Origin of the sequence: Streptomyces sp. NPDC085944 (assembly GCF_040686295.1) — a bacterium.
Classification (GTDB): domain Bacteria; phylum Actinomycetota; class Actinomycetes; order Streptomycetales; family Streptomycetaceae; genus Streptomyces; species Streptomyces salinarius.
This window is the reverse complement of record NZ_JBFBJX010000004.1, coordinates 301858-323919: the sequence shown is the minus strand read 5'-3', so window position 1 is coordinate 323919 and position 22062 is coordinate 301858. Positions and strand designations below refer to the sequence as shown.

The following is a 22062-nucleotide window of genomic DNA, read 5'->3' as shown; positions in this document are numbered from 1 at the left end:
GACAGTGGCCCCGGGCCGCTACTTCCGCAGTGCCGACAGCTCCTGCTCGGCGTTGCGCGCCACCCGGCGCCGGACGCCGAACCAGCCGGCCACCAGCATCACCGCGATCGCGGGCACCAGCAGCACGGTCTTGCGGCCGACCTCCTCGTCGTTCCACATCAGGCCGATCACGGCCAGCAGGAAGGCGATCGTGACGATCTCCGTGACGGGGCTGCCGGGCAGCCGGAAGTGCGGCCGCTCGACCAGGCCCGCGCGCGCCCGGCGCACGAAGACCAGGTGGCAGATCATGATGATCACCCAGGTGCTGATGATGCCCAGGGAGGCGACGTTCAGGACGATCTCGAAGGCCTTGTCCGGCACCAGGTAGTTCAGCCCGACACCGAGGACGCAGATGCCGCAGGTCAGCAGGATGCCGCCGTAGGGAACCTGGCTGCGGCTCATCACGCCGGTGAACCGGGGCGCGGAGCCCGCCATCGCCATGGAGCGCAGGATGCGGCCGGTGGAGTACAGGCCGGAGTTGAGGGAGGACATCGCGGCGGTGAGCACGACGAGGTTCATCACGTCACCGGCGGCCGGCACCCCGATGCCCGACAGCACCGTGACGAAGGGGCTCTCGTCGCCGGAGTACAGCGAGCTCGGCAGCAGCAGCGCCAGGAGGACGACCGAGCCGACGTAGAACAGGGCGACCCGCCACATGATCGAGTTCACCGCGCGGGGGACGATCCTGTGCGGCTCGGCGGTCTCGCCGGCGGCGACGCCGACCAGTTCCAGTGCCGCGTAGGAGAAGATCACGCCCTGCATGACGAGGACCACGGGCATCACGCCGTGCGGGAGGATGCCGCCGTGGTCGGTGATCATGCCCACGCCCGGGGTCTGCCCGCTCACCTCGTGCTGGGTGGCCAGCAGGAAGATGCCGATCAGCATGAAGGCGACGAGGGTGGCGACCTTGACGATCGCGAACCAGAACTCCATCTCGCCGAAGATCTTCACCGAGATCAGGTTCACGGCCAGGACCACCGCCAGGGCGATCAGGGCGAGCACCCATTGGGGGATGCTCGTGAACATGCTCCAGTAGTGCGTGTAGAGCGCGATGGCGGTGATGTCGGCGATGCCGGTGGTCGACCAGTTCAGGAAGTACATCCAGCCGGCGACGTAGGCGCCCTTCTCGCCGAGGAACTCGCGCGCGTACGACACGAAGGATCCGGAGGAGGGCCGGTAGAGCACCAGCTCGCCGAGGGCCTTGACGACGAAGAAGGCGAAGACGCCTGCGACGAGGTACGCGACGGCGAGCGCCGGGCCCGCGTCGCGCAGGCGGCCGCCGGCGCCGAGGAAGAGGCCGGTGCCGATCGCGCCGCCGATGGCGATCATGTTGACGTGGCGGGCCTTGAGGTCCTTGCTGTAACCGGCGTCGCCCGCGTCCGCGGGGATGGTCCCGGTCGCCTGGGGGTGGGCGGCGACCTGTGCCGTGTCGACGGCGTCCTTGCTCACGGGTGGTTCCACTCTCTGGTGCGCTCGGGCGGGGTGCGCCCGAGTCGTCCGTACGGGCGTCTCGGGCCCGCACCACCCAATGACGCGGCACAGACCAAGACGGCACCTTCCCACGACACAGCGTGGGCATGCGGTGGTTCATGTCACACAGCGTGACTTCTCACAAGATCCACCGACGTTCTGCACCAGGGGTGCAAGAGGCCCGCGACCGGTGCGGAAGAGGTTTCACAGTGTTGGTGAGACAGCGATACTGCTGCGCATGACGACGACCGACACCGAGGAGCCGACCCTCACGATCGACGAGCTGGCCGCGCGGGCCGGCGTCACGGTGCGCACGGTCCGCTTCTACGGCACCAAAGGGCTGTTGCCGCCCCCGGTGCTCGGCCCGCGCCGCGTGGGGCACTACGGCCGCGAGCACGTGGCCCGCCTCGCGCTGATCGAGGAGCTGCAGCACCAGGGCATGACGCTGGCCGCCATCGAGCGGTACCTGAAGCGGCTGCCGGACGACCTGAGCCCCCACGACCTGGCGCTGCACCGCGCGGTGGTGGCCTCCTGGGCGCCGGAGACGGTGGAGCGGGTCACCCGCGAGGAGCTGGGCCGGCGGGCCGGGCGGCCGCTCACCGACGAGGAGGTGGAACGGCTCGGCACGATGGACGTCGTAGTGCCCGACGGGGACCGCTACCGCGTCGACGCCGGGCTGCTGCGGCTCGGCGTCGAGCTGCTCGACGTGCCTTTCTCCCCCGAGACGGTCCTCGCAGCCCGTGCCGCCCTGCTGGAGCACTCCCGCGCCGCCGCGCGCGACCTGTCGCGGCTGCTGCGCGACGCGGTCGCCGAGCGGGACGCGCCGGACGTGCGGTCCCTGTCGGCGCACATGCACCCGTTGGTGGTGCAGGCGCTGCTGACCACGTTCCAGCGCTCGCTGCGCGAGGAGCTGCGGGAGTGGCTCGACGAGGGCAGCGCGTACGGCGGGGACTGAGGCGGCCCCGGTCCCCGCCGCGGGCACCGGCCTCAGCGACCGTCGGTGAAGACCTCCCCCTTCTCGGCCTTCTCCACCAGCAGCGCGGGCGGCGTGAAGCGCTCGCCGTAGCGGTCGGCCAGCTCGCGGGCGCGGGCGACGAAGCCCGGCAGGCCGCCTTCGTAGCCGTTGGTGTACTGGAGGATGCCGCCGGTCCAGCCGGGGAAGCCGATGCCGAAGATCGAGCCGATGTTGGCGTCGGCGACGGAGGTCAGGACGCCCTCCTCGAGAAGCTTGACGGTGTCGAGCGCCTCCGAGAAGAGCATGCGCTCCTGCATGTCCCGGAACGGGATCTGGTGTCCGGGCCGGGTGAAGTGCTCACGCAGCCCCGGCCACAGTCCTGCCCGCTTGCCGTCCTCGCCGTACTCGTAGAAGCCGGCGCCGCCGCTGCGTCCGGGGCGCTGGAACTCGTCGACCATGCGGTCGACGACGGCCTCGGCGGGGTGCGCGGTCCAGGTGCCGCCCGCCTCCTCCACGGCGCGCCTGGTCTCGCCCCGGATCTTCCGCGGGAGGGTGAGCGTCAGCTCGTCCATGAGGGAGAGCACCTTGGCCGGGTAGCCCGCCTGGGCCGCCGCCTGCTCCACGGACGCCGGCTCGATGCCCTCCCCCACCATGGCGACGCCCTCGTTGATGAAGTGGCCGATGACCCGGGAGGTGAAGAACCCGCGCGAGTCGTTGACCACGATCGGCGTCTTCTTGATCTGCCGGACCAGGTCGAAGGCCCGCGCCAGCGCCTCCTCCCCGGTCCGCCCGCCCTTGATGATCTCCACCAGCGGCATCTTGTCCACAGGAGAGAAGAAGTGCAGCCCGATGAAGTCGCCCTGCCGCTCGACGCCCTCGGCCAGCGCCGTGATCGGCAGGGTCGAGGTGTTGGAGCACAGCAGCGCGTCCGGGGCGACGACGTGCTCGATCTCCTGGAACACCTTGTGCTTGAGCGAGGTGTCCTCGAACACCGCCTCGATCACCGCGTCGCACCCCGCGAGGTCGGCGACCTCGGCGGTCGGCGTGATCCGGGCGAGCAGCGCGTCGGCCTTCTCCTGACTCGTACGGCCCCGCGCCACGGCCTTGGCGCACAGCTTCTCCGAGTACGCCTTGCCCTTGAGCGCCGACTCCAGCGAGACGTCCTTCAGTACGACGTCGATGCCCGCGCGGGCGCACGCGTAGGCGATGCCCGCGCCCATCATGCCCGCGCCCAGGACGGCGGCCCTGGCGACCTTGCGGGGCTCCACGCCCTTGGGGCGGTTGGCGCCGGAGTTGACCGCCTGGAGGTCGAAGAAGAACGCCTGGATCATGTTCTTCGAGGTCTGCCCGGCGGCCAGCTCGACGAAGTAGCGGGCCTCGATGACCTGGGCCGTCTCGAAGTCGACCTGGGAGCCCTCGACGGCGGCGGCCATGATGTTGCGCGGCGCCGGGTAGGGGGCGCCGTTCGTCTGCTTGCGCAGGTTGGCGGGGAAGGCGGGCAGGTTGGCCGCGAACTTCGGGTGGGACGGGGTGCCGCCGGGGATGCGGTAGCCGGGCCGGTCCCAGGGCTGGGCGGACTCCGGGTGGGCGTCGATGAAGGCGCGGGCCCGGGCGAGCATGTCCTCGGGGCTGTCGGCGACCTCGTCGACCAGGCCGTTCTCCTGGGCGCGGCGGGGGTTGTACTGGGTGCCCTGCAGGAGGACCTTCAGCAGGGCGTCGGTGATGCCGAGCATCCGGACGGTGCGCACGACGCCGCCGCCCCCGGGGAGCAGGCCGAGGGTGACCTCGGGGCAGCCGATCTTGGAGCCGGGGGCGTCGAGGGCGACGCGGTGGTGGCAGGCCAGCGCGATCTCGTAGCCGCCGCCGAGGGCCGCGCCGTTCATGGCGGCGACGACGGGCTTGCCGAGGGTCTCGATGCGGCGCAGGTTCCGCTTGATGGCCATGCCGCCGTCGAAGAGGTCCTGGGCGGTCTCGGGGGTGACGCGGATGAGGTCGCGCAGGTCGCCGCCGGCGAAGAAGGTCTTCTTGGCGGAGGTGACGATGATGCCGCGGATGGCGTCCTTCTCGGCCTCCAGGCGGTCGGTGACCGCGGCCAGGGAGTCGCGGAACGCCTGGTTCATGGTGTTCGCGGACTGGTCGGGGTCGTCGAGGACGAGGGTGACGACGCCGGTGTCGTCCTGCTCCCAGCGGATGGTGGTGGGCTCGGTGGTCATGAGGTGTGCTCCAGGTGGTCCGTCGTGGCCGTCGCGGCCGTGGCAGCCGTCGTGGCCGTCGTGGCCGTCGTATCCGTCGGGAGGGGGTCAGATGCGCTCGACGATGGTGGCGATGCCCATGCCGCCGCCCACGCACAGGGTGGCGAGGCCGTAGCGCTTGTCCTGGCGCTCGAGTTCGTCGACGAGGGTGCCGAGGATCATCGCGCCGGTGGCGCCCAGGGGGTGACCGAGCGCGATGGCGCCGCCGTTGACGTTGACCTTGTCCAGGGACAGGCCCATGTCCTTCACGAACCGCAGGACCACCGCCGCGAACGCCTCGTTGATCTCGACCAGGTCGATGTCGTCGATGGTCAGCCCGGCCTTGGCGAGGGCCTTGCGGGTGGCCGGGGCGGGGCCGGTGAGCATGATGGTGGGCTCGGAGCCGGAGACGGCGGCCGAGACGATCCGGGCGCGCGGCCGCAGACCGTAGCGGTCGCCGACCTCCTTCGAACCGATGGCGACCAGGGAGGCGCCGTCGACGATGCCGGAGGAGTTGCCCGCGTGGTGGACGTGGTCGATCTTCTCGACCCAGTGGTACTTCTGCAGCGCCACCGCGTCGAAACCGCCCAGCTCGCCGATGTCGGCGAAGGACGGCTTGAGCTTGCCCAGCGAGTCCGCGGTGGTGCCGGGGCGCGGGTGTTCGTCGTGGTCGAGGACGGTGAGGCCGGCGCGGTCCTTCACCGGCACGACGGAGCGCTCGAAACGGCCCTCCTTCCAGGCGGTGGCCGCGCGCTCCTGGGACAGGGCCGCGTACTCGTCGACGTCGCGGCGCGAGAAGCCCTCGATGGTGGCGATCAGGTCGGCGCCGATGCCCTGCGGGACGAAGTTGGTGGCGAGGTTCGTCATCGGGTCGTTGAACCAGGCGCCGCCGTCCGAGGCCATCGGGACCCGGGACATGGACTCGACGCCGCCCGCGAGCACCAGGTCCTCCCAGCCGGAGCGGACCTTGGCGGCGGCCAGGTTGACGGCCTCCAGGCCCGAGGCACAGAAGCGGTTCTCCTGGACGCCGGCCACGGTGTCCGGCAGCCCGGCGGCGATCGCCGCGATGCGCGCGATGTCGGAGCCCTGGTCACCGACCGGACCGACGACGCCGAGCACGATGTCGTCCACGGCGGCCGGGTCCAGGTCCGGGAAGCGGGCGCGGATCTCGTGGATGAGGCCGACGACCAGGTCGACGGGCTTGGTGCCGTGCAGGGCGCCGTTCGCCTTGCCGCGTCCGCGCGGGGTGCGGATCGCGTCGTACACGTACGCTTCGGTGCTCACTGGCAGGCCTTTCACTGAGGGTTGTGCGCTGCGGGGTTCGGGCGGGACGCCCGGGGCGGGTCCTGCTCGCGTGGCAGGTCCCAGTCGCGGGCCACGGACTCGGCGCCGGCGCCGGGCAGTGCGGGCCCGGTGCGTACGGCGGTGGGTGTCGCGGAGAAGCGGGGCGCGGGGGCGGGCTGGGTGATGCCGCCGTGGTCGGTGAAGGTGGAGCGGGCGGCGAGGTGCGGATGGTGCGGGGCCTCGCGCAGCGACAGGACGGGCGCCGTGCAGGCGTCGGAACCGGCGAAGACGGCCGTCCACTCGTCCCGGGTACGGGACTTGAACCGGGCGGCGACGGCCTCGCGCAGCTCGGGCCAGCGGGACATGTCGTCGCGGGCCGGTGCGAGGCCGGGGATGCCGAGCAGCCGCAGGAACTCGGCGTAGAACTGCGGCTCGAGCGCGCCGACGGCCATGTGGCGGCCGTCGGCGGTCTCGTAGGTTCCGTAGAAGGGGCAGCCGCCGTCGAGGAGGTTGGCGCCGCGCCGGTCCTGCCAGCCGCCCGCGGCGAGCATGCCGTGGATCATCGACGAGAGGTGGGCGGTGCCGTCGACGATCGCGGCGTCCACGACCTGGCCGGTGCCGCTCACGCGCGCGTGGTGCAGGGCGGCGAGGACGCCGACGACCAGGTAGAGCGAGCCGCCGGCGTAGTCGCCGAGGAGGTTGGCGGGGGCGGGCGGCGGTGCGTCGGGGGCGCCGATCATGCCGAGGGCGCCGGTGAGGGCGATGTACCCGATGTCGTGCCCGGCCCGCTGGGCGAGCGGGCCCTCCTGGCCCCAGCCGGTCATGCGGCCGTAGACGAGGCGCGGGTTGCGGGCGTGGCAGTCCCCCGGGCCGACGCCGAGCCGTTCGGCGACGCCGGGGCGGTAGCCCTCGATCAGGACGTCGGCGCGTTCGGCGAGGTCGAGGACGCGGACGGGGCCGTCCGGCGCCTTGAGGTCGACGACGACGGAGCGTTTGTTGCGGTTGGTGACGTCGTGGGCGGGGTCGATCCCGAGTCCGGGCCCGCCGGGACGGTCGACGCGGACGACGTCGGCGCCCAGGTCGGCCAGGAGCATGGCGGCGAAGGGTCCGGGACCGATGCCGGCCAGTTCCACCACGCGCACACCGGTGAGCGGGCCCTCGGTGCCCGGCGTCCGCGTCGGCGTCGTCGCTTCCGACATTCAGCCCCCAGCTCTGTGACACAACCGATGTAACACCAGTGATGCTAAGAACGTGTTCCACTGGGCACAAGACCCGGGCGAGCAAGCGCTTAGCCAAGTGTGGTCGAGGCTCCTCGCCGGGCCGCGCGCTCCTCACGCTAGCCTCAGCCACCGGCAACGGCGCGTGCTGCGGACCCAGGGGTTGCCGACGGGTGACGGAGGGATGTCATGAGCAGGCTGAAGACGGCCGACCGGCCGTACGACATCGTGCTGTTCGGGGCGACGGGTTTCGTCGGCGAACTGACGGCGGAGTATCTCGCCGCGCACGCGCCGAAGGGACTGCGCTGGGCGATCGCCGGCCGCGGCGAGGAGAAGCTGCGCCGCCTGCGCGAGCGGTTGCCGGCCGCGGCAGGCGTCGGCGTACTGCTCGCGGACGTGTCCGATCCGGACTCGCTGCGCGGACTCGCCGAGCACGCGCGCGTGGTCGCCACGACCGTCGGCCCCTACGTCCGCCACGGCGACGCGCTGGTCGCGGCCTGCGCGGACGCCGGAACGGACTACCTCGACCTCACCGGGGAGCCCGAGTTCGTGGACCTGACGTACGTGCGCCACGACGCCCGCGCGCGGGAGACCGGTGCCCGGCTGGTGCACGCCTGCGGCTTCGACTCCGTCCCGCACGACCTGGGCGTGCACTTCACCGTGGGGCAGCTGCCGGAGGGCGTGCCGCTGAGCGTGGACGGTTTCGTGCGCGTCGACGCCGCCTTCTCGGGCGGAACGCTCGCCTCCGCGCTGGGCCAGTTCGCGCGCGGCCGCCGGCTGCGGGCCGCCGCGTTGGAACGCCGGCGGCACGAGCCCCGGCTGGTGGGCCGCCGCGTCGCGACGCCGGCGGGGGCGCCGCGGTTCGCCGGGGAGGTCGGTGCGTGGGCGCTGCCGCTGCCGACCGTGGACGCGCAGATCGTGCGCCGGTCCGCGAAGGCCCTGGACCGCTACGGTCCGGACTTCCGCTACCGCCACTACGCGGCCGTGCGGCGGCTGCCCGTCGCGGTGGGCGGGGTGGCGGCGGTGGCCGCACTGGTGGCGGCGGCCCAGGTCCCGCCCGTGCGGCGCCGGCTGTCCGGCCGGCTCGCGCCGGGCGAGGGACCGAGCGCCGAACGGCGGGCGCGGAGCTGGTTCTCGGTCCGCTTCGTGGGCGAGGGCGGCGGCCGGAAGGTGTTCACCGAGGTGTCCGGCGGCGATCCCGGGTACGACGAGACGGCCAAGATGTTCGCCGAGGCGGCGCTGTGCCTGGCCCTCGACACCCTGCCGGCGACGGCCGGGCAGGTCACGACGGCCGTGGCGATGGGCGACGCGCTGACCGAGCGGCTGCGAGCGGCGGGCATCGGGTTCCGGGTGGCCGCGAGCCGCTGAAGGACCCCGCGAGGCGGTCGGAGGCCGTGTCCGGAGGCCGTCTCTACCCGGCCCACCCGGCGATCGTCCAGATCATCCCGCCGATCCAGGCCGGCCCCGCGCCCACCGCCAGCGCGAGGCCGGCCACCACGGCCCGCTCGACGGGCCGGGCGGCGGGCTCGGCCGAGTCCTTGGATGCACGGTGTGTCGTCATGCCGCCCACCCTGCCGGTGCGACGGGCGGCGGCACATCCGTACGGGTACTCAGACACGCCTGGGCGCCCTAACGGCATGATGTGAGACTTATCGCGCACCTCTCCCCCAGCGAACAGGCCGGGTGTGCGGCAAAGTGCCGAAAAGGACTTCAATGAAACCCTTGAAGGCATGAAGTTCCTTCTCGAAGTCACCATGGACGAGGGCGCGCTCGCCGAGGACCCCGCGGTCGAACTGCAGCGGATCCTGCGGTACTGGGGCGGCAACCTGAAGCACTACGACATGCGGCCCGGAGACGGCTCGGCGATCCACAACTCGGCCTACCGGGAGGTGGGCCGCTGGAGCATCGAGGGTCAGGCCGGACAGGTGGCCGTCCGCAGGGCCGCGCGGCACAGCGCGTCGGCCCTGCGGGTGGTCTCGGGCAGCCGGTAGTCGGGAGTCAGGGCCAGCGTGTGGGCGCAGGCGGTGCCCAGGCTCACCCGGTGCCCGACGGAGACGAACACCGGTTTCACGGCGGCCCGGGTCCGCACCGCACGCCCGACCTCCTCGGCACCGGCGAGCAGCGGGGACGTACTGCCGCGCGGGGCGTCCGGGTCGTCGTACGTGAAGGTGAACGGGTTCTTGGCCACGCCGATCGTGGGCAGGCCGGTGAGAACGCCGAGGTGACTCGCGAGGCCGAAGCGGCGCGGGTGGGCCAGACCGTACCCGTCGCACACGACCAGGCCGGGCGGGCAGGGCAGCGCCTCCAGGGCGGCGAGCACGGTGGGGATCTCCCGGAAGGCGAGCAGACCGGGCACGTAAGGGAAGGAGATCCGCCCGACGGCCGTGGCCTCGGCCACGACGGCGAGAGTTGCGGCGTCCAGCACGACGGCGGCCGCGGCGACGACGTCGCGTTCGTCGTCGTAGGCGACGTCCACGCCGGTCACCCGGCCGGTGCCGGGCGGCGGTCCGGGCTCGTCGAGCACCATGCGGGCGCGCAGTTCGTCCTGGACGGCGCGGGCCCGTTCCTCGGTCGCGGGCCAGTCGGCGGGGATCTGCACGGTCACGGTCGTCATGGTGGCGGCAAGCCTACGGGAGCCCGGAGCAGGCTCGCGATCACGTTCGTACTGGAGCTGTCCCACACCGCCCCGCGCGAAGCCGTCGACGCCGTGCTGGAGGAGCACGTGGCCTGGCTCGACGCACTGTACGAGCAGGGCGTGTTCCTGGCGTCCGGGCCCAGGGAACCCCGCGACGGCGGGGTTGTCCTCGCCGTCGCGGAGGACCGGGCGCGGATCGAGGAGATCACCGCGGGCGATCCGTTCGTCAGGGCCGGCGTGTGCGCGTACCGCGTCACCGAGTTCGTCGCCACGAAGACGGCGCCCGCGCTGGAGCGCTACCGGGAGACGCTTGCCCGGTAGCCCCGGCTCACTTGCCGAGCGCCTGGCGCAGCTCGCCCTTGTTCATGCTCGAACGGCCGTGGACGTCACGGCGCTTGGCCTCCTGGTACAGCTGGTCGTAGGTGGGCCCCTGGGGTCCCTGCCGGTTCCCGGACCGCTCGCCACCGCGCTTGCTCGGCGACTTGTCCTGCGTGGACGTGCGGCTGGCGGTCTTCGACTCGCCGGACTGCGCGCGCTCCTTGTTCACCGTGCGCGCCGCGATCTCCTTGGCGCGGCCGGTGCTCTCGCCGCGGTCCTTCGCGCTCTTCTTGATGTGCTCGTACTGCCGCTCCCGCTTGGAGCCGGAACCGCTCGGCATGTCCGCTCACTTCCTCTCGCGTACGGCTCACGTACAGCGAACGGTTACCCACGTTACGGACAAACACCCCGCCCCGCCCGGCGTCAACGCTCCAGCCTGGCGACCCGGCCCTGCTCGCCCGCGGCCCAACAGCCCAGGTCCGGGGTGCAGTCCACGGTGTCGTAGGACCCGGTGTCGGGGGTGCGCCAGGTGCGGCCGCCGTCCGTGGTGAGATCGGTGCCGGTGGGGCCCACGGCGAGGGCGGCGGTGCGGCTGTGCGGGAGCCATGCGACGCCGGAGCGGCAGGCCGGCGGCGGCCGGTCGGCGGGGCGCCAGGTGCGGTCGGCGTCGGCGGTCCGGGCGGCGGCCCGCGGGGAGGCCTGCTCGGCGCGGTAGTCGCCGCCGACGGCGAGACCGTGGGCGCGGTCGCGGAAGGCGAGAGCGAAGACGCCGCGGGCGGGGTCGCCGGCCCGGGATCGGGGCGTCGGCGGCCGTCCAGGTGAGCCCGCGGTCGGCGGAGTGCAGCACGCGCGCGTGCGCGGCCCCGCCGGTGGCGAGCCACACGTCCCTCGGCCCGGCGGAGACCAGGCACTGGCCGCCGGCCGCGAACCCGGCCTCCCCCGGCTGCGCGGCCGGCGTCCCCGCGTCGGGCAGTGCCTTCCACGAGCGGCCGCCGTCACGGGTCGACAGGATGCGGAACCTCCCGTCCACCGGGTCGCTCATGGCGAGGCCGTGCCGGCGGTCGAAGAAGGTGAGGCAGTCGTAGAGGGCCCGCACGTCGGTGTTGCGGAAGGACTCGGTCCAGGTCGCCCCGCCGTCGTCGGTGCGGTAGAGCCGGGACGCCTCGCCCTCGCCGATGGACAGGGCCACGGCCCGACGGGCGTCGAAGGCCTCGATGTCCCGGAACTGCAGTTCGCCGGCGCCGGGCGGGGAGACGTCGCGCCAGGTGTCGCCGCCGTCGGTGGTGCGCAGGACCGTGCCCCCGGTGCCGGCCACCCAGGCGGTGTGCCGGCTGACGGCGGCGAGCCCGCGGAACCGGACGTCGGAGATCCCGGTGTCCTTCACGTCCCACTGCGGCCGCGGGTGCGCCTGGGCGGGTACGGCGGTCAGCGCGGCCAGCGCCGCGGCGCAGACCGTCGCCGCGAGCGCCACCCGCCCCGTACGCCTGCCGCCGGCTCGAAACGGGCCGTACCGTGCGTCGCGTGCTTCCCAAGCGCCTCATGGCGGGCGAAGCCAGCCCACCGCCCGGGCGCCGTCCAGGGGGCGTCGGCGCAAGCCGTGCGCCACGCGTGTGTGGCGCACGAGTGCCGCAAGTGCCCTTCGGCGCACGCGGGGAGAGCCGTGTCACTCCCGGACGCTCCCGGGCATGAACGCGGTGACAGAGGTCACTCGCTCGTCGTGTGCACGGATGGGCTGATTCCGACGTCTCTTCCAGTGCCCGGCCCGCACCACCCCCGAAGCCCGTCCAGCCGTCACGAGGGAGCAAGGCGTTGTCCACCGTCATCGAGCAGCCCGTCGAGGCGCGTCTCGTCGCCGCCGCACCGCGTATGCCGAGCATCCCCGCCACCCTGCACTACGACCGCAGTGACCCCTTCGCCGTCCGCATGACCTTCCCCGCCCCGGCCACCCTCGAGGGCGTGGACGTCTGCTGGACCTTCTCCCGCGAGCTGCTGATCGCCGGGATGCGGGAGCCGAACGGCCACGGCGACGTCCGGGTGCGCCCGTACGGGTACGACCGCACCGTCCTGGAGTTCCACGCGCCCGAGGGCACCGCCGTGATCCATGTGCGCTCGGGGGAACTGCGCCGGTTCCTGCGGGCCGCCGGCGAGCTGGTGCCGGTGGGTCTGGAGCATCTTCAACTGGACCTGGACCACGACCTGGCGGAGCTGATGCGCGGGAGCTGCTGACCAGCCTGCCGGGCCCCGCGGCGGCGGGAGCTGCCGACCGCCCCGCCGGGGGCCGCGGCGGGGGACGCTCAGCCGCCGGTCGTCGCCGGCGCCTGCGCCCGCGTGGTCTCGTCGCTCACCGCGCCCCGGACCTCGCCCACGATCTTCCGCATGCCGGGGGCCGCGCTCCCGCACCGCCCGGTCAGCTCCGCGATCCGCTCCCGGCCGCGCGCCCCGCTCCCCCAGTCCTCCGGGACGCCCAGCCCGGCGGCGGCCGCCAGCACCGCCATCGCCGCGTCCCGCTCGGAAACCTCCCCTGTCGGCAGCGGCCCCTCCAGGATCTGCCGCGCCTCCTCGCGCAGCGCCCGCGCGACGGCGGGCCGCGCGAGCACGTGGTCCACGGACGGGAACACGCCGAGCACGCGCTTCTTCTCGGCCCGCACGTACCCCTCGGCCACGAGCTGCTCCCGCACGGCGTCGTAGGTGACCCGGGCGTGCGGCCGCACCCACGTGCGCCACCGGCGCGGCATCGACTCGCGGACGAGCTCCAGCAGGCCGTCGAGGACCGGGTCCCCGGTGCGGGAGTCCGGGTCGGCGGGCGTGGCGATGCCCTCGTCGTCGGTGAGCAGACCGCGCCGGGCGAGTTCGGTGAGCGCGCCGGCGCGCACCAGGTGGTGGACCCGGGCGGTGTCGGCGGCCGTGGGCCGCGCGGGGTCCCAGGCCAGCAGGCAGAGCCGGGCCGGCAGTGAGAGCGAGCCGTTGGGCACGGGGGCCTCCTCGGGCCGTGGAGCACGTCGGTGTCCGGGTCCCGCGTAAATGCGTTGACAGGCCACCGGGTCTCTCCTAGGTTCACTATCGCTTCTGTTGCCGCCGATTGGAGAAGGACGTTGCTCGTCTGAGGTCCTGAGACACCGCGTCACACGTATCTCACGTGTGGCCGCCGCGTGCGACCTCGGCGTTCGAGCCGTCCGTGCCTCCTTGCGGAGCAGGGCTTCCTTCGTGCCCTCCCTCGTTCGACGGTGGCCGCCCGCTTCCGGTGTCTCGATACGCGTTTGCCCCTGACCGCTTCGAGCAACCGCGGAGACCCCGTATGTCTACTTCCCCCACTTCCCTCACCTGTACGTCCCTGTCCTTCGCCTGGCCCGACGGCACTGCCGTCTTCGACGGGCTCGACGTCGCCTTCGGCCCCGGCAGGACCGGGCTCGTCGGCGTCAACGGCGCCGGGAAGTCCACCCTGTTGAAGCTGATCGCCGGGCAGCTCACCCCCACCGACGGCACCGTCCGGGTGGCCGGCGAGGTGGGCCACCTGCCGCAGAACGTCACCCTCGACACCGCGCTGCGCGTCGACGACGCGCTCGGCATCGCCGGCCGGCGGGCCGCGCTGCACGCCATCGAGTCGGGTGACGCGAGCGTGGAGCACTTCGAGACCGTCGGCGACGAATGGGACGTCGAGGAACGCGCCATCGCCACACTCGGCGAACTGGGGCTGGGCCATCTCGGGCTCGACCGCACCGTCGGCGAGGTCTCGGGCGGCGAGTCGGTGCTGCTGCGCCTGGCCGCGCTGCTGCTGCGCCGGCCCGACGTCCTGCTGCTGGACGAGCCCACCAACAACCTCGACGTGTACGCGCGCAGACGGCTGTACGCGGCCGTCCGGTCCTGGCCGGGTGTTCTGGTCGTGGTCAGCCACGACCGCGAGCTGCTGGAGCTGGTCGACCAGATCGCCGACCTGCGCTCCGGCACGGTCACCTGGTACGGCGGCAACCTCACGGCCTACGAGGAGGCGCTGGCCGTGGAGCAGGAAGCGGCCGAGCGGATGGTCCGGGTCGCCGAGTCGGACCTGCGCAGGCAGAAGCGCGAACTGGCCGACGCCCAGGTCGTCCTGGCCCGGCGCAAGCGGTACGGGCAGAAGATGTACGACACCAAGCGCGAGCCGCGGGCGGTGATGAAGCTGCGCGCCCGTACGGCCCAGCAGTCGGCCGGCAAGTACCGCATCATGCACGAGGAGAAGCTCGCCGAGGCCAAGGAGCGGCTCGACGACGCGGTGGAGGCCGTGCGGGACGACGACGAGATCCGCGTCGACCTGCCGTACACGGCCGTGCCGCCGGGCCGGACCGTACTCACCCTGCGCGATGTGGAGTTGGCCCACGGCGCCCGGGTGACGGGTGGTCTCGATCTGCACGGCCCCGAGCGGATCGCGCTGGTCGGCCGCAACGGCGCGGGCAAGACCACGCTGCTGCGCACCGTCGCCGGGGAGCTGGCGCCGGTGGCCGGCGAGGCGACGGCACACGTGCCGCTCCGGTTTCTGCCGCAGCGGCTCGACGTCCTGGACGACGAGCTGAGCGTCGCCGAGAACGTGGCCCGGTACGCGCCGGGTGCCACCAACAACCGGATCCGGGCGCGGCTGGCACGCTTTCTGTTCCGGGGCGCCCGCGCCGACCAGCAGGCGGCGACACTCTCCGGCGGCGAACGCTTCCGGGCGGCGCTGGCGGCGCTGATGCTGGCCGAGCCCGCGCCGCAGCTGCTGATGCTGGACGAGCCGACCAACAACCTGGACATGGCGAGCGTCCGGCAGCTCACCGGCGCGCTGGAGGCCTACGAGGGGGCGCTGGTCGTGGCCAGCCACGACCTGCCGTTCCTGAAGTCGCTCGGCATCACGCGCTGGCTGCTGCTGGAGGAGGGGGAACTGAAGGAAATCACGCCGGAAGCTGTCGGGTATTCCGCCTAGCGTCCGCTGGATGAGCGAATTCATCAGCATCACCGGGGCCAGGGAGAACAACCTCCGGGACGTCACGCTCCGCATCCCGAAGGGCCGGCTGACCGTGTTCACCGGCGTTTCGGGGTCGGGGAAGTCGTCGGTCGTGTTCGACACGATCGCGGTGGAGTCGCGGCGCCAGCTGAACGAGACGTTCCCCTGGTTCGTGCGCAACCGGCTGCCCAAGTACGAGCGGCCGCACGCGGACGCCCTGGAGGATCTGACCCCCGCCATCGTCGTCGACCAGCGGCCGGTCGGCGGCCACTCCCGCTCCACGGTCGGCACGATGACCGACATCCACTCCGTGCTGCGGGTGCTGTTCTCCCGGCACGGCGCCCCCAGTGCCGGAGGGGCGACGGCGTACTCCTTCAACGACCCGTCGGGCATGTGCCCCGGCTGCGACGGCCTGGGCCGCAGGGTGCAGCCCGACTGGGACCGCATCCTCGACCCGGCGAGGTCGCTGGCGGGCGGGGCGGTCCGCTTCCCGCCGTTCGCGGCCGGGACCTGGCAGGGGCAGGCCTACACCAACACGGACGAGCTGGACACCGGCAAGCCGGTCGGCGACTTCACCGACGCCGAGCGCGCCTTCCTGATGCGCGGGCGGCCCGGCAGCAAGGTCACCGTCAGCGGCTCGGGCGGAACGTGGAGCACCGACTACGAGGGCCTCGCCGACCGGTTCGAACGGCTGTACCTCAAGCGGGACCTGTCCGGCATGAGCGAGAAGACCCGGAACCTGGTGCGCGGCTTCCTGGTCGAGGCCCGCTGCCCCGACTGCGGCGGCGCCCGGCTGAACGCGGCCGCGCTCGCGTCCCGGATCGGCGGGCGCTCCATCGCCGACTGCTCGCGCATGCAGATCACCGACCTGATCGCCGTACTGCGGGAGATCGACGACCCGGTGGCCCTGCCGGTGGCGGCCGCCGCAGTGGCCGCGCTGGAGCGGGTGGAGGCCATCGGCCTCGGCTATCTGAGCCTGGACCGGGAGACCGCCACGCTCTCCGGCGGCGAGGGGCAGCGGCTGAAGACCGTGCGGCACCTCGGGTCCAGCCTGACCGGGATGACGTACATCTTCGACGAGCCCAGCGTCGGACTGCACCCGCGGGACGTGGGGCGTCTCGGCGGCCTGCTGCTGCGGCTGCGCGACAAGGGCAACACCGTGCTGGTGGTCGAGCACGACCCGGACGTGATCGCGCTGGCGGACCACGTCGTCGACATGGGGCCGCGGGCCGGTGCCGACGGCGGCCGGGTGGTGTTCGAGGGGACGCCGGACCGGCTGGCCGCGTCGGACACGCTCACCGGGCGGTGCCTGGGACGGCGTACGGCGGTGAAGGAGACCGTGCGCACGCCCACCGGCGAGCTGTGGGTCAAGGGTGCCGACCGGCACAACCTGCGGGAGGTGACGGTGGCGTTCGCGACCGGGGTCCTCACCGCGGTCACCGGGGTCGCCGGGTCGGGCAAGAGCACGCTGGTCGCGGAGCTGACCGCCGCCCACCCGGACGCCGTGGTCGTCGACCAGTCGGCCATCGGCATCTCGGCCCGCTCCACCCCGGCGACGTACCTCGGGATCATGGACACGGTGCGGAGGATCTTCGCCCGGGAGACCGGTGCCGAGCCGGGGTTCTTCAGCTTCAACTCGGCGGGGGCGTGCGGCACCTGCGAGGGACGCGGGATCATCCACACCGACCTCGCCTTCATGGACCCGGTGACGACCACCTGCCACGACTGCGAGGGGCGCCGCTTCCGGGAGGAGGTGCTGCGTCTGACGGTCGACGGCCGGTCCGTCGCCGACGTGCTGGCGATGACCGCCGACCAGGCCCTCGGCTTCTTCGCCGACACCGGCACACGCCGCAGGCTGCACGCCCTGCGCGACGTGGGCCTGACCTACCTCACCCTCGGGCAGCCGCTGTCCACGCTCTCCGGCGGCGAGCGGCAGCGCATCAAACTGGCCACCCGGCTGCACCGCACCGGCGCGGTCTACGTCCTGGACGAGCCGACCACCGGACTGCACATGTCGGACGTCCAGGGCCTGCTCGCCCTGCTGGACCGGCTGGTGGACACCGGCAACACGGCCGTGGTCGTCGAGCACAACCTGGACGTGGTGGCGCACGCCGACCGGGTGATCGACCTCGGTCCGGACGGAGGACGGGACGGCGGCCGGGTGATCTTCGAGGGCACCCCGCGCGAGCTGCTCGCGGCCCGCGGCTCCAGCACCGCGGAGCATCTCAGGAGGGCCACGAGCAGCTGACGGGGGTTCCGTCCGCCCAGGTCCCCGCTGCATGATGGCGGACCGGCGCCGATACGTCGCGCCGGAGCAGCCAGCCCCGAATCGGAGACCCCGGAGACCCCTCGTGCCCAGCAAGAAGGCCCTCGTCCGCCGTCCCAGCCCGAAGCTCGCCGAAGGGCTGGTCACGCACATCGAGCGGGAGAAGGTCGACCACGGCCGTGCCGTCGAGCAGTGGGACGCCTATGTCGAGGCCCTCGGTGCGCACGGCTGGGAGACGCTGGAGGTGGACCCGGCCGACGACTGCCCGGACTCGGTCTTCGTCGAGGACATCGTCGTCGTGTTCCGCAACGTCGCGCTGCTCACGCGGCCCGGCGCCGAGTCGCGGCGCGCGGAGACGGCCGGCGTCGAGGAGGCCGTGGCCCGGCTCGGCTGCTCGGTCAACTGGGTCTGGGAGCCGGGCACCCTGGACGGCGGCGACGTGCTGAAGATCGGCGACACGATCTACGTGGGCCGCGGCGGGCGCACCAACGCGGCCGGTGTCCAGCAGGTGCGGGCGGCGTTCGAGCCGCTGGGCGCCCGGGTCGTCGCCGTGCCGGTGAGCAGGGTGCTGCACCTGAAGTCGGCAGTCACCGCGCTGCCGGACGGGACGGTGATCGGGCACATCCCGATGACGGACGTACCCTCGCTGTTCCCCCGTTTCCTGCCGGTGCCGGAGGAGTCGGGCGCCCACGTGGTGCTGCTCGGCGGCGCCAAGCTGCTGATGGCGGCGAGCGCGCCGAAGACGGCGGACATGCTCGCCGACCTCGGTCACGAACCGGTCCTCGTCGACATCGGAGAGTTCGAGAAGCTGGAGGGCTGTGTGACCTGCCTCTCGGTCCGGCTGCGGGAGCTGTACGCCTGAGCGCGGCGCCGGGAACGGCCGTCCGGCCCCGGACCTGCGAGTCTGGGAGCCTTGGCGTACTCCGCCGGATGGTGGCTGATCAGCGGCCTTTACAGTGCGTTTAACCTACGCCCTCGTAACCTACGGTTTCGTAGCCTACGATCCCGTAAGTTCCCGGCACCGCTCGCCGGTCGCACCGCACTGTCGTACGTCCCCCTGGAGTTATTCGTGACGATCGTCTCCCCGCACCTCGGCACTTCCGCAGAATGGACCGACGCCCGGCTGCTGTACGCGCTGGAGGAAGTGGTCGAGCAGGAACTCAACCGGCATCTGAAGGTCGCCAAGGACTGGATGCCGCACGAGTACGTGCCGTGGAGCGACGGCCGGAACTTCCCGGGGATCTTCGAGGACGGCGAGGCCTGGGAGAAGGAGCAGTCCAAGGTCACCGAGATCGGCCGGATCGCCCTCGTGGTGAACCTCCTGACGGAGGACAACCTCCCCAGCTACCACCACGAGATCGCCAGCCTCTTCGGCCGCGACGGCGCCTGGGGCACCTGGGTGCACCGCTGGACCGCCGAGGAGGGCCGGCACGGCATCGTGATGCGCGACTACCTGCTCGCCTCGCGCGCGGTGGACCCGGACAAGCTGGAGCAGTTCCGCATGGCCCACATGAGCGAGGGCTTCGAGTCGGACAACCGGCACTCGATGCTGCACTCGGTGGCGTACGTGGCCTTCCAGGAGCTGGCCACCCGCATCTCGCACCGCAACACGGGCCACCAGTCCGGCGACCCGGTCTGCGACCGCATGCTGGCCCGCATCGCGACCGACGAGAACCTGCACATGGTCTTCTACCGGAACCTGCTCAAGGCGGCCTTCGAGCTGGCGCCCGACCTGACGATGCAGGCGGTCCGGGACGTGGTCGTCAACTTCCGCATGCCGGGTCACGGCTTGCCCGGCTTCGAGCGGGCCGCCGCGCAGATGGCGATCGGTGAGGTCTACAACCTGCGCATCCACCACGACGACGTGATCCAGCCCGTGCTGCGCTTCCTGAAGGTCATGGAGATCGACGGCCTCGGTCCCGATGGGCAGGCGGCCCAGGAGGAACTGGGGCTGTACATGGGCGGGCTGGACGCCGAGGCCGCCAAGTTCGACGAGAAGCTGGCGGCGCGCAAGGCCCGGATGGCGGCCCGCGCGGCGGGCTGACCGCTCCGGTCCCGGTCCGCGCGGGCTCCCCTCGCCCGTGCGGACCGCGTTCAGGGGGCGGTGCGCCGCAGGGCCAGCCGCTCCTTCTCCGACAGTCCGCCCCAGACGCCGAAGCGCTCGTCGTTGCGCATGGCGAACTCCAGGCAGGTCGAGCGGATCGGGCACAGGGCACAGATCCGCTTCGCGTCCCGTACCGAGCTGCCGGGTTCGGGGAAGAAGAAGTCTCCCCCGGTCTGCGCGCACAACGCCTGCTCCTGCCAGCTGAGGTCGGGCGTCGCGGTCGTCTCGATGTGCATGGGCAGCAGCGTGCCGGGGGGCGAAAAACGTTCGATCAACGCGGCATCAACGCCGCGCGTCCGGCACCCGCAGCCGATCAGATCGTCCTTTGCCGCGCACGGCGGCGCACGGCGGCGCGCGGAAGCGGTTGTCAGTGGTCGGTGGAAGACTCGTCAGTGCAGGCAACGGGACCCTTCCGAGGAGGGCGATCATGCTCACCACCCGTTACGTCACCGGCGCTCCGAACTGGCTCGACGTCGGCACCCCCGACCTCGACGGCGCCACGTCCTTCTACGGCGGCCTCTTCGGCTGGCGGTTCCGGTCGGCGGGACCGGAGGCCGGCGGCTACGGCTTCTTCGAGCTGGACGGCCGGATCGTGGCCGGCGGCATGCGTACGACCGAGGAGCAGGGCCCGCCGTCGTGGACCGTGTACTTCCAGGCGCCGGACGCCCGGGCCGCCGCGAAGGCCTCCGAGGAGGCCCGCGGCGGAGTCCTCGTGCAGCCGATGGACGTCATGGATCAGGGCACCATGGCGATCCTCGCCGACCGGGCCGGGGTGCCGTTCGGCATCTGGCAGCCCGGGCAGCGCGGGGGTCTGGACGTGGCCGGTGAGGCCGGCGCCCTGTGCTGGGTCGAGCTGCACACGGCGGACGTCGCGGCCGCCGCCGCGTACTACCGTGCGGTGCTCGGCCTGGAGACCTCCGCCGTCTCCTTCCCCGGCGGCTCCTACACGTGTGTCAATCCGGCCGGGGAGGGCGAGGAGGCCATGTTCGGCGGCGTCGTCCCGCTCGCCGAGGACCCGGCGGACACCGGTGCCGGATGGCTGCCCTACATCGCGGTCGACGACGCCGACGCCACGGTCTCCCGGACGTCGGAGCTGGGCGGCTCGGTGGAGATGCCCGCGACGGACATCGAGGGCGTCGGCCGCGTGGCACGGCTCGCCGACCCCTACGGCGCCCGGTTCGCGATCCTCAGGCCGGCCCCGCGCCAGGGGTAGGGAGCGGGGGGCGCGTTTGGTGCCCGCACTCACGTCGCGGCCCGGCACGGCACGGCACGGCACGGCACGGCACCAGGGCGTGCGTACCGGCGCGTTCCGCTTTCGCGCCCGGTCCGGTGCCCACACTCGCGGGACGGTGCCCGGCGCCCGGCTCGCGCGCGGGCGTGCCCCGCGCGACCAAGCCAAAAGCGCGGCCCCGCACGTCCCGCCTTCGCACCCGGTCCAACACCCGCACGCCGCGCGACGACCCCGGCGCCCGGCTCACGCGCGGGCGTGCCCCGCGCGACCAGGCCGTGGGCGAGCCGGGCGGCGCGTCCGGATCACGCCGTGGCGCGGCGCACCAGGGTGGTCGGCAGGACCACGCCGGGCGCGGTGGCGACCGGGGCCCGAGGGGCGTCGGCGTTGTCGGCCGGCCCCCCGTCCAGGCCGCGCAGCAGCAGGCGGGCCATCAGCCGGCCCATGCCCTCGATGTCCTGACGGACGGTGGTCAGCGGCGGGTCGGTCTCCTCGGCGACGGGCAGCATGTCGTCGAAGCCGACGACGGCCACGTCGTCCGGCACCCGCCGCCCGCGTTCGCGCAGCACCCGCAGGGCGCCCGCCGCGGTCAGGTCGTTGGCCGCGAAGACGGCGTCAAGGCCGGGGCACCGGTCGAGCAGTTCGCGCATCGCCCGTTCCCCGCCGCCCGAGGTGAAGTCGCCCCGGGCGATCAGCTCCGGGCCGGTGCCGGCCCGGACGTCACGGAAGCCCGCCAGCCGGTCGGCCGCGGAGGTCTGGTCGAGCGGTCCGGTGATGTGGGCGGTCCGGGTGCGGCCGAGCCCGGCCAGGTACTGGACGGCGGAGCGGGCGCCGCCCCGGTTGTCGCTGTCCACATAGACCACGTCGTCCCGCCCGTCGTCCCAGTCGGGGCGTCCCCCGAAGACGGTCGGCAGACCGGCGCCGCGGACCAGGCCGGGCAGCGGGTCGTTCAAATGCAGGGAGAAGACGAGCGCGCCGTCGACGTGGCCGCCGGCCAGGTAGCGGCCGACGCGGGCGTGGTCCTCGCGGCCCTCGGTGAGCAGCAGCACGAGCTGGTTGTCGTGGGCCGTCAGTTCCTTGCTGATGCCGCGCAGTTGCTGGGCGAAGTAGGGGTCGGCGAAGACCCGGGTCTCCGGTTCGGCGGCGACGACGGCGACGGCCTGGTGCCGACGGGTCACCAGGGAGCGGGCGGCCTGGTTGGGCACGTATCCCAGCTCCTCCACGGCGCGCCGGACCCGCTCGGCCAGTGCTTCCCGCACCCCGTGGGCGCCGTTGACCACGCGGGACACGGTGGCCCTCGAGACCCCGGCGCGCTCGGCCACGGCCTCGAGCGTGGGGCGCGGCGCGGTCTCGGTCACGGGCGG

Annotated in this window: 20 protein-coding genes and 1 pseudogene; 10 read left to right on the top strand and 11 right to left on the bottom strand. The window is 73.0% G+C overall.

Going from position 1 to position 22062, the window contains the following annotated elements; genetic code table 11:
- Positions 1 to 18: 18 nt before the first annotated feature.
- The gene (locus AB0P07_RS10075) at positions 19 to 1488 is read right to left on the bottom strand and encodes an amino acid permease (protein WP_365547728.1); all 1470 of its coding nucleotides are present in this window, start codon (positions 1486 to 1488) and stop codon (positions 19 to 21) included.
- A gap of 259 nt (positions 1489 to 1747) precedes the next feature.
- Between AB0P07_RS10075 and AB0P07_RS10070 the strand changes: the two genes are divergently transcribed.
- Complete coding sequence (locus tag AB0P07_RS10070; protein ID WP_365547726.1) at positions 1748 to 2464, top strand: MerR family transcriptional regulator; 717 nt, start codon at positions 1748 to 1750, stop codon at positions 2462 to 2464.
- 32 nt (positions 2465 to 2496) lie between these two features.
- Here AB0P07_RS10070 and AB0P07_RS10065 read toward each other — a convergent pair whose 3' ends face one another.
- From AB0P07_RS10065 to AB0P07_RS10055, 3 genes are all read right to left on the bottom strand, one after another.
- Positions 2497 to 4677, bottom strand: coding sequence for a 3-hydroxyacyl-CoA dehydrogenase NAD-binding domain-containing protein (locus AB0P07_RS10065; protein WP_365547723.1), 2181 nt, complete (start codon positions 4675 to 4677; stop codon positions 2497 to 2499).
- 87 nt (positions 4678 to 4764) lie between these two features.
- Positions 4765 to 5979: an acetyl-CoA C-acetyltransferase gene (locus tag AB0P07_RS10060; protein ID WP_102927890.1), complete on the bottom strand. Its 1215-nt coding sequence runs from the start codon at positions 5977 to 5979 to the stop codon at positions 4765 to 4767.
- Positions 5980 to 5990: 11 nt separating this feature from the next.
- Positions 5991 to 7178, bottom strand: coding sequence for a CaiB/BaiF CoA-transferase family protein (locus tag AB0P07_RS10055; protein WP_365547720.1), 1188 nt, complete (start codon positions 7176 to 7178; stop codon positions 5991 to 5993).
- Between the two features lie 207 nt (positions 7179 to 7385).
- Between AB0P07_RS10055 and AB0P07_RS10050 the strand changes: the two genes are divergently transcribed.
- Positions 7386 to 8564: a saccharopine dehydrogenase NADP-binding domain-containing protein gene (locus tag AB0P07_RS10050; protein ID WP_365547717.1), complete on the top strand. Its 1179-nt coding sequence runs from the start codon at positions 7386 to 7388 to the stop codon at positions 8562 to 8564.
- Between the two features lie 43 nt (positions 8565 to 8607).
- On the opposite strand, the gene AB0P07_RS10045 is transcribed toward AB0P07_RS10050, so the two are convergent.
- A complete protein-coding gene (locus tag AB0P07_RS10045) occupies positions 8608 to 8757 on the bottom strand; it encodes a hypothetical protein (protein ID WP_365547714.1) in 150 nt (49 codons plus the stop codon).
- A gap of 169 nt (positions 8758 to 8926) precedes the next feature.
- Between AB0P07_RS10045 and AB0P07_RS10040 the strand changes: the two genes are divergently transcribed.
- Positions 8927 to 9187, top strand: coding sequence for a hypothetical protein (locus tag AB0P07_RS10040; protein WP_365547711.1), 261 nt, complete (start codon positions 8927 to 8929; stop codon positions 9185 to 9187).
- On the opposite strand, the gene AB0P07_RS10035 is transcribed toward AB0P07_RS10040, so the two are convergent.
- Entirely contained in the window at positions 9109 to 9810 is a 702-nt protein-coding gene (locus AB0P07_RS10035; protein ID WP_365547708.1) for an endonuclease V, read from the bottom strand. The genes AB0P07_RS10040 and AB0P07_RS10035 overlap by 79 nt on opposite strands.
- A gap of 39 nt (positions 9811 to 9849) precedes the next feature.
- Here AB0P07_RS10035 and AB0P07_RS10030 point away from each other — a divergent pair, with 39 nt between their 5' ends.
- The gene (locus AB0P07_RS10030; RefSeq protein WP_365548141.1) at positions 9850 to 10152 is read left to right on the top strand and encodes a YciI family protein; all 303 of its coding nucleotides are present in this window, start codon (positions 9850 to 9852) and stop codon (positions 10150 to 10152) included.
- A 7-nt stretch (positions 10153 to 10159) separates the two neighbouring features.
- Here AB0P07_RS10030 and AB0P07_RS10025 read toward each other — a convergent pair whose 3' ends face one another.
- The gene (locus AB0P07_RS10025) at positions 10160 to 10489 is read right to left on the bottom strand and encodes a plasmid stabilization protein (RefSeq protein ID WP_365547706.1); all 330 of its coding nucleotides are present in this window, start codon (positions 10487 to 10489) and stop codon (positions 10160 to 10162) included.
- An 83-nt stretch (positions 10490 to 10572) separates the two neighbouring features.
- A pseudogene (locus AB0P07_RS10020) lies at positions 10573 to 11620 on the bottom strand (oxidoreductase).
- Positions 11621 to 11958: 338 nt separating this feature from the next.
- Here AB0P07_RS10020 and AB0P07_RS10015 point away from each other — a divergent pair.
- Positions 11959 to 12375: an SsgA family sporulation/cell division regulator gene (locus AB0P07_RS10015; RefSeq protein ID WP_125627854.1), complete on the top strand. Its 417-nt coding sequence runs from the start codon at positions 11959 to 11961 to the stop codon at positions 12373 to 12375.
- Positions 12376 to 12443: 68 nt separating this feature from the next.
- On the opposite strand, the gene AB0P07_RS10010 is transcribed toward AB0P07_RS10015, so the two are convergent.
- Positions 12444 to 13121: a GPP34 family phosphoprotein gene (locus AB0P07_RS10010; protein WP_365547703.1), complete on the bottom strand. Its 678-nt coding sequence runs from the start codon at positions 13119 to 13121 to the stop codon at positions 12444 to 12446.
- A gap of 323 nt (positions 13122 to 13444) precedes the next feature.
- Here AB0P07_RS10010 and AB0P07_RS10005 point away from each other — a divergent pair, with 323 nt between their 5' ends.
- The 4 genes from AB0P07_RS10005 to AB0P07_RS09990 all read left to right on the top strand — a co-directional run bounded on the left by AB0P07_RS10005 (position 13445) and on the right by AB0P07_RS09990 (position 19410).
- Complete coding sequence (locus AB0P07_RS10005; protein ID WP_365547700.1) at positions 13445 to 15079, top strand: ATP-binding cassette domain-containing protein; 1635 nt, start codon at positions 13445 to 13447, stop codon at positions 15077 to 15079.
- Between the two features lie 10 nt (positions 15080 to 15089).
- A complete protein-coding gene (locus tag AB0P07_RS10000) occupies positions 15090 to 17348 on the top strand; it encodes an excinuclease ABC subunit UvrA (protein ID WP_365547697.1) in 2259 nt (752 codons plus the stop codon).
- Positions 17349 to 17451: 103 nt separating this feature from the next.
- On the top strand, positions 17452 to 18228 hold the full coding sequence (gene ddaH, locus AB0P07_RS09995) for a dimethylargininase (RefSeq protein WP_365547694.1): 777 nt from the start codon (positions 17452 to 17454) through the stop codon (positions 18226 to 18228).
- 207 nt (positions 18229 to 18435) lie between these two features.
- Entirely contained in the window at positions 18436 to 19410 is a 975-nt protein-coding gene (locus AB0P07_RS09990; protein ID WP_365547691.1) for an acyl-ACP desaturase, read from the top strand.
- Positions 19411 to 19460: 50 nt separating this feature from the next.
- Here AB0P07_RS09990 and AB0P07_RS09985 read toward each other — a convergent pair whose 3' ends face one another.
- Positions 19461 to 19706, bottom strand: coding sequence for a WhiB family transcriptional regulator (locus AB0P07_RS09985; RefSeq protein ID WP_365547688.1), 246 nt, complete (start codon positions 19704 to 19706; stop codon positions 19461 to 19463).
- Positions 19707 to 19897: 191 nt separating this feature from the next.
- On the opposite strand from AB0P07_RS09985, the gene AB0P07_RS09980 reads away from it, so the two are divergent.
- Positions 19898 to 20683 (top strand): VOC family protein, encoded by a 786-nt coding sequence (locus AB0P07_RS09980; protein WP_365547685.1) that lies wholly within the window; start codon positions 19898 to 19900, stop codon positions 20681 to 20683.
- Between the two features lie 320 nt (positions 20684 to 21003).
- On the opposite strand, the gene AB0P07_RS09975 is transcribed toward AB0P07_RS09980, so the two are convergent.
- Positions 21004 to 22056 (bottom strand): LacI family DNA-binding transcriptional regulator, encoded by a 1053-nt coding sequence (locus AB0P07_RS09975; protein ID WP_365547682.1) that lies wholly within the window; start codon positions 22054 to 22056, stop codon positions 21004 to 21006.
- Between the last annotated feature and the right edge of the window lie 6 nt (positions 22057 to 22062).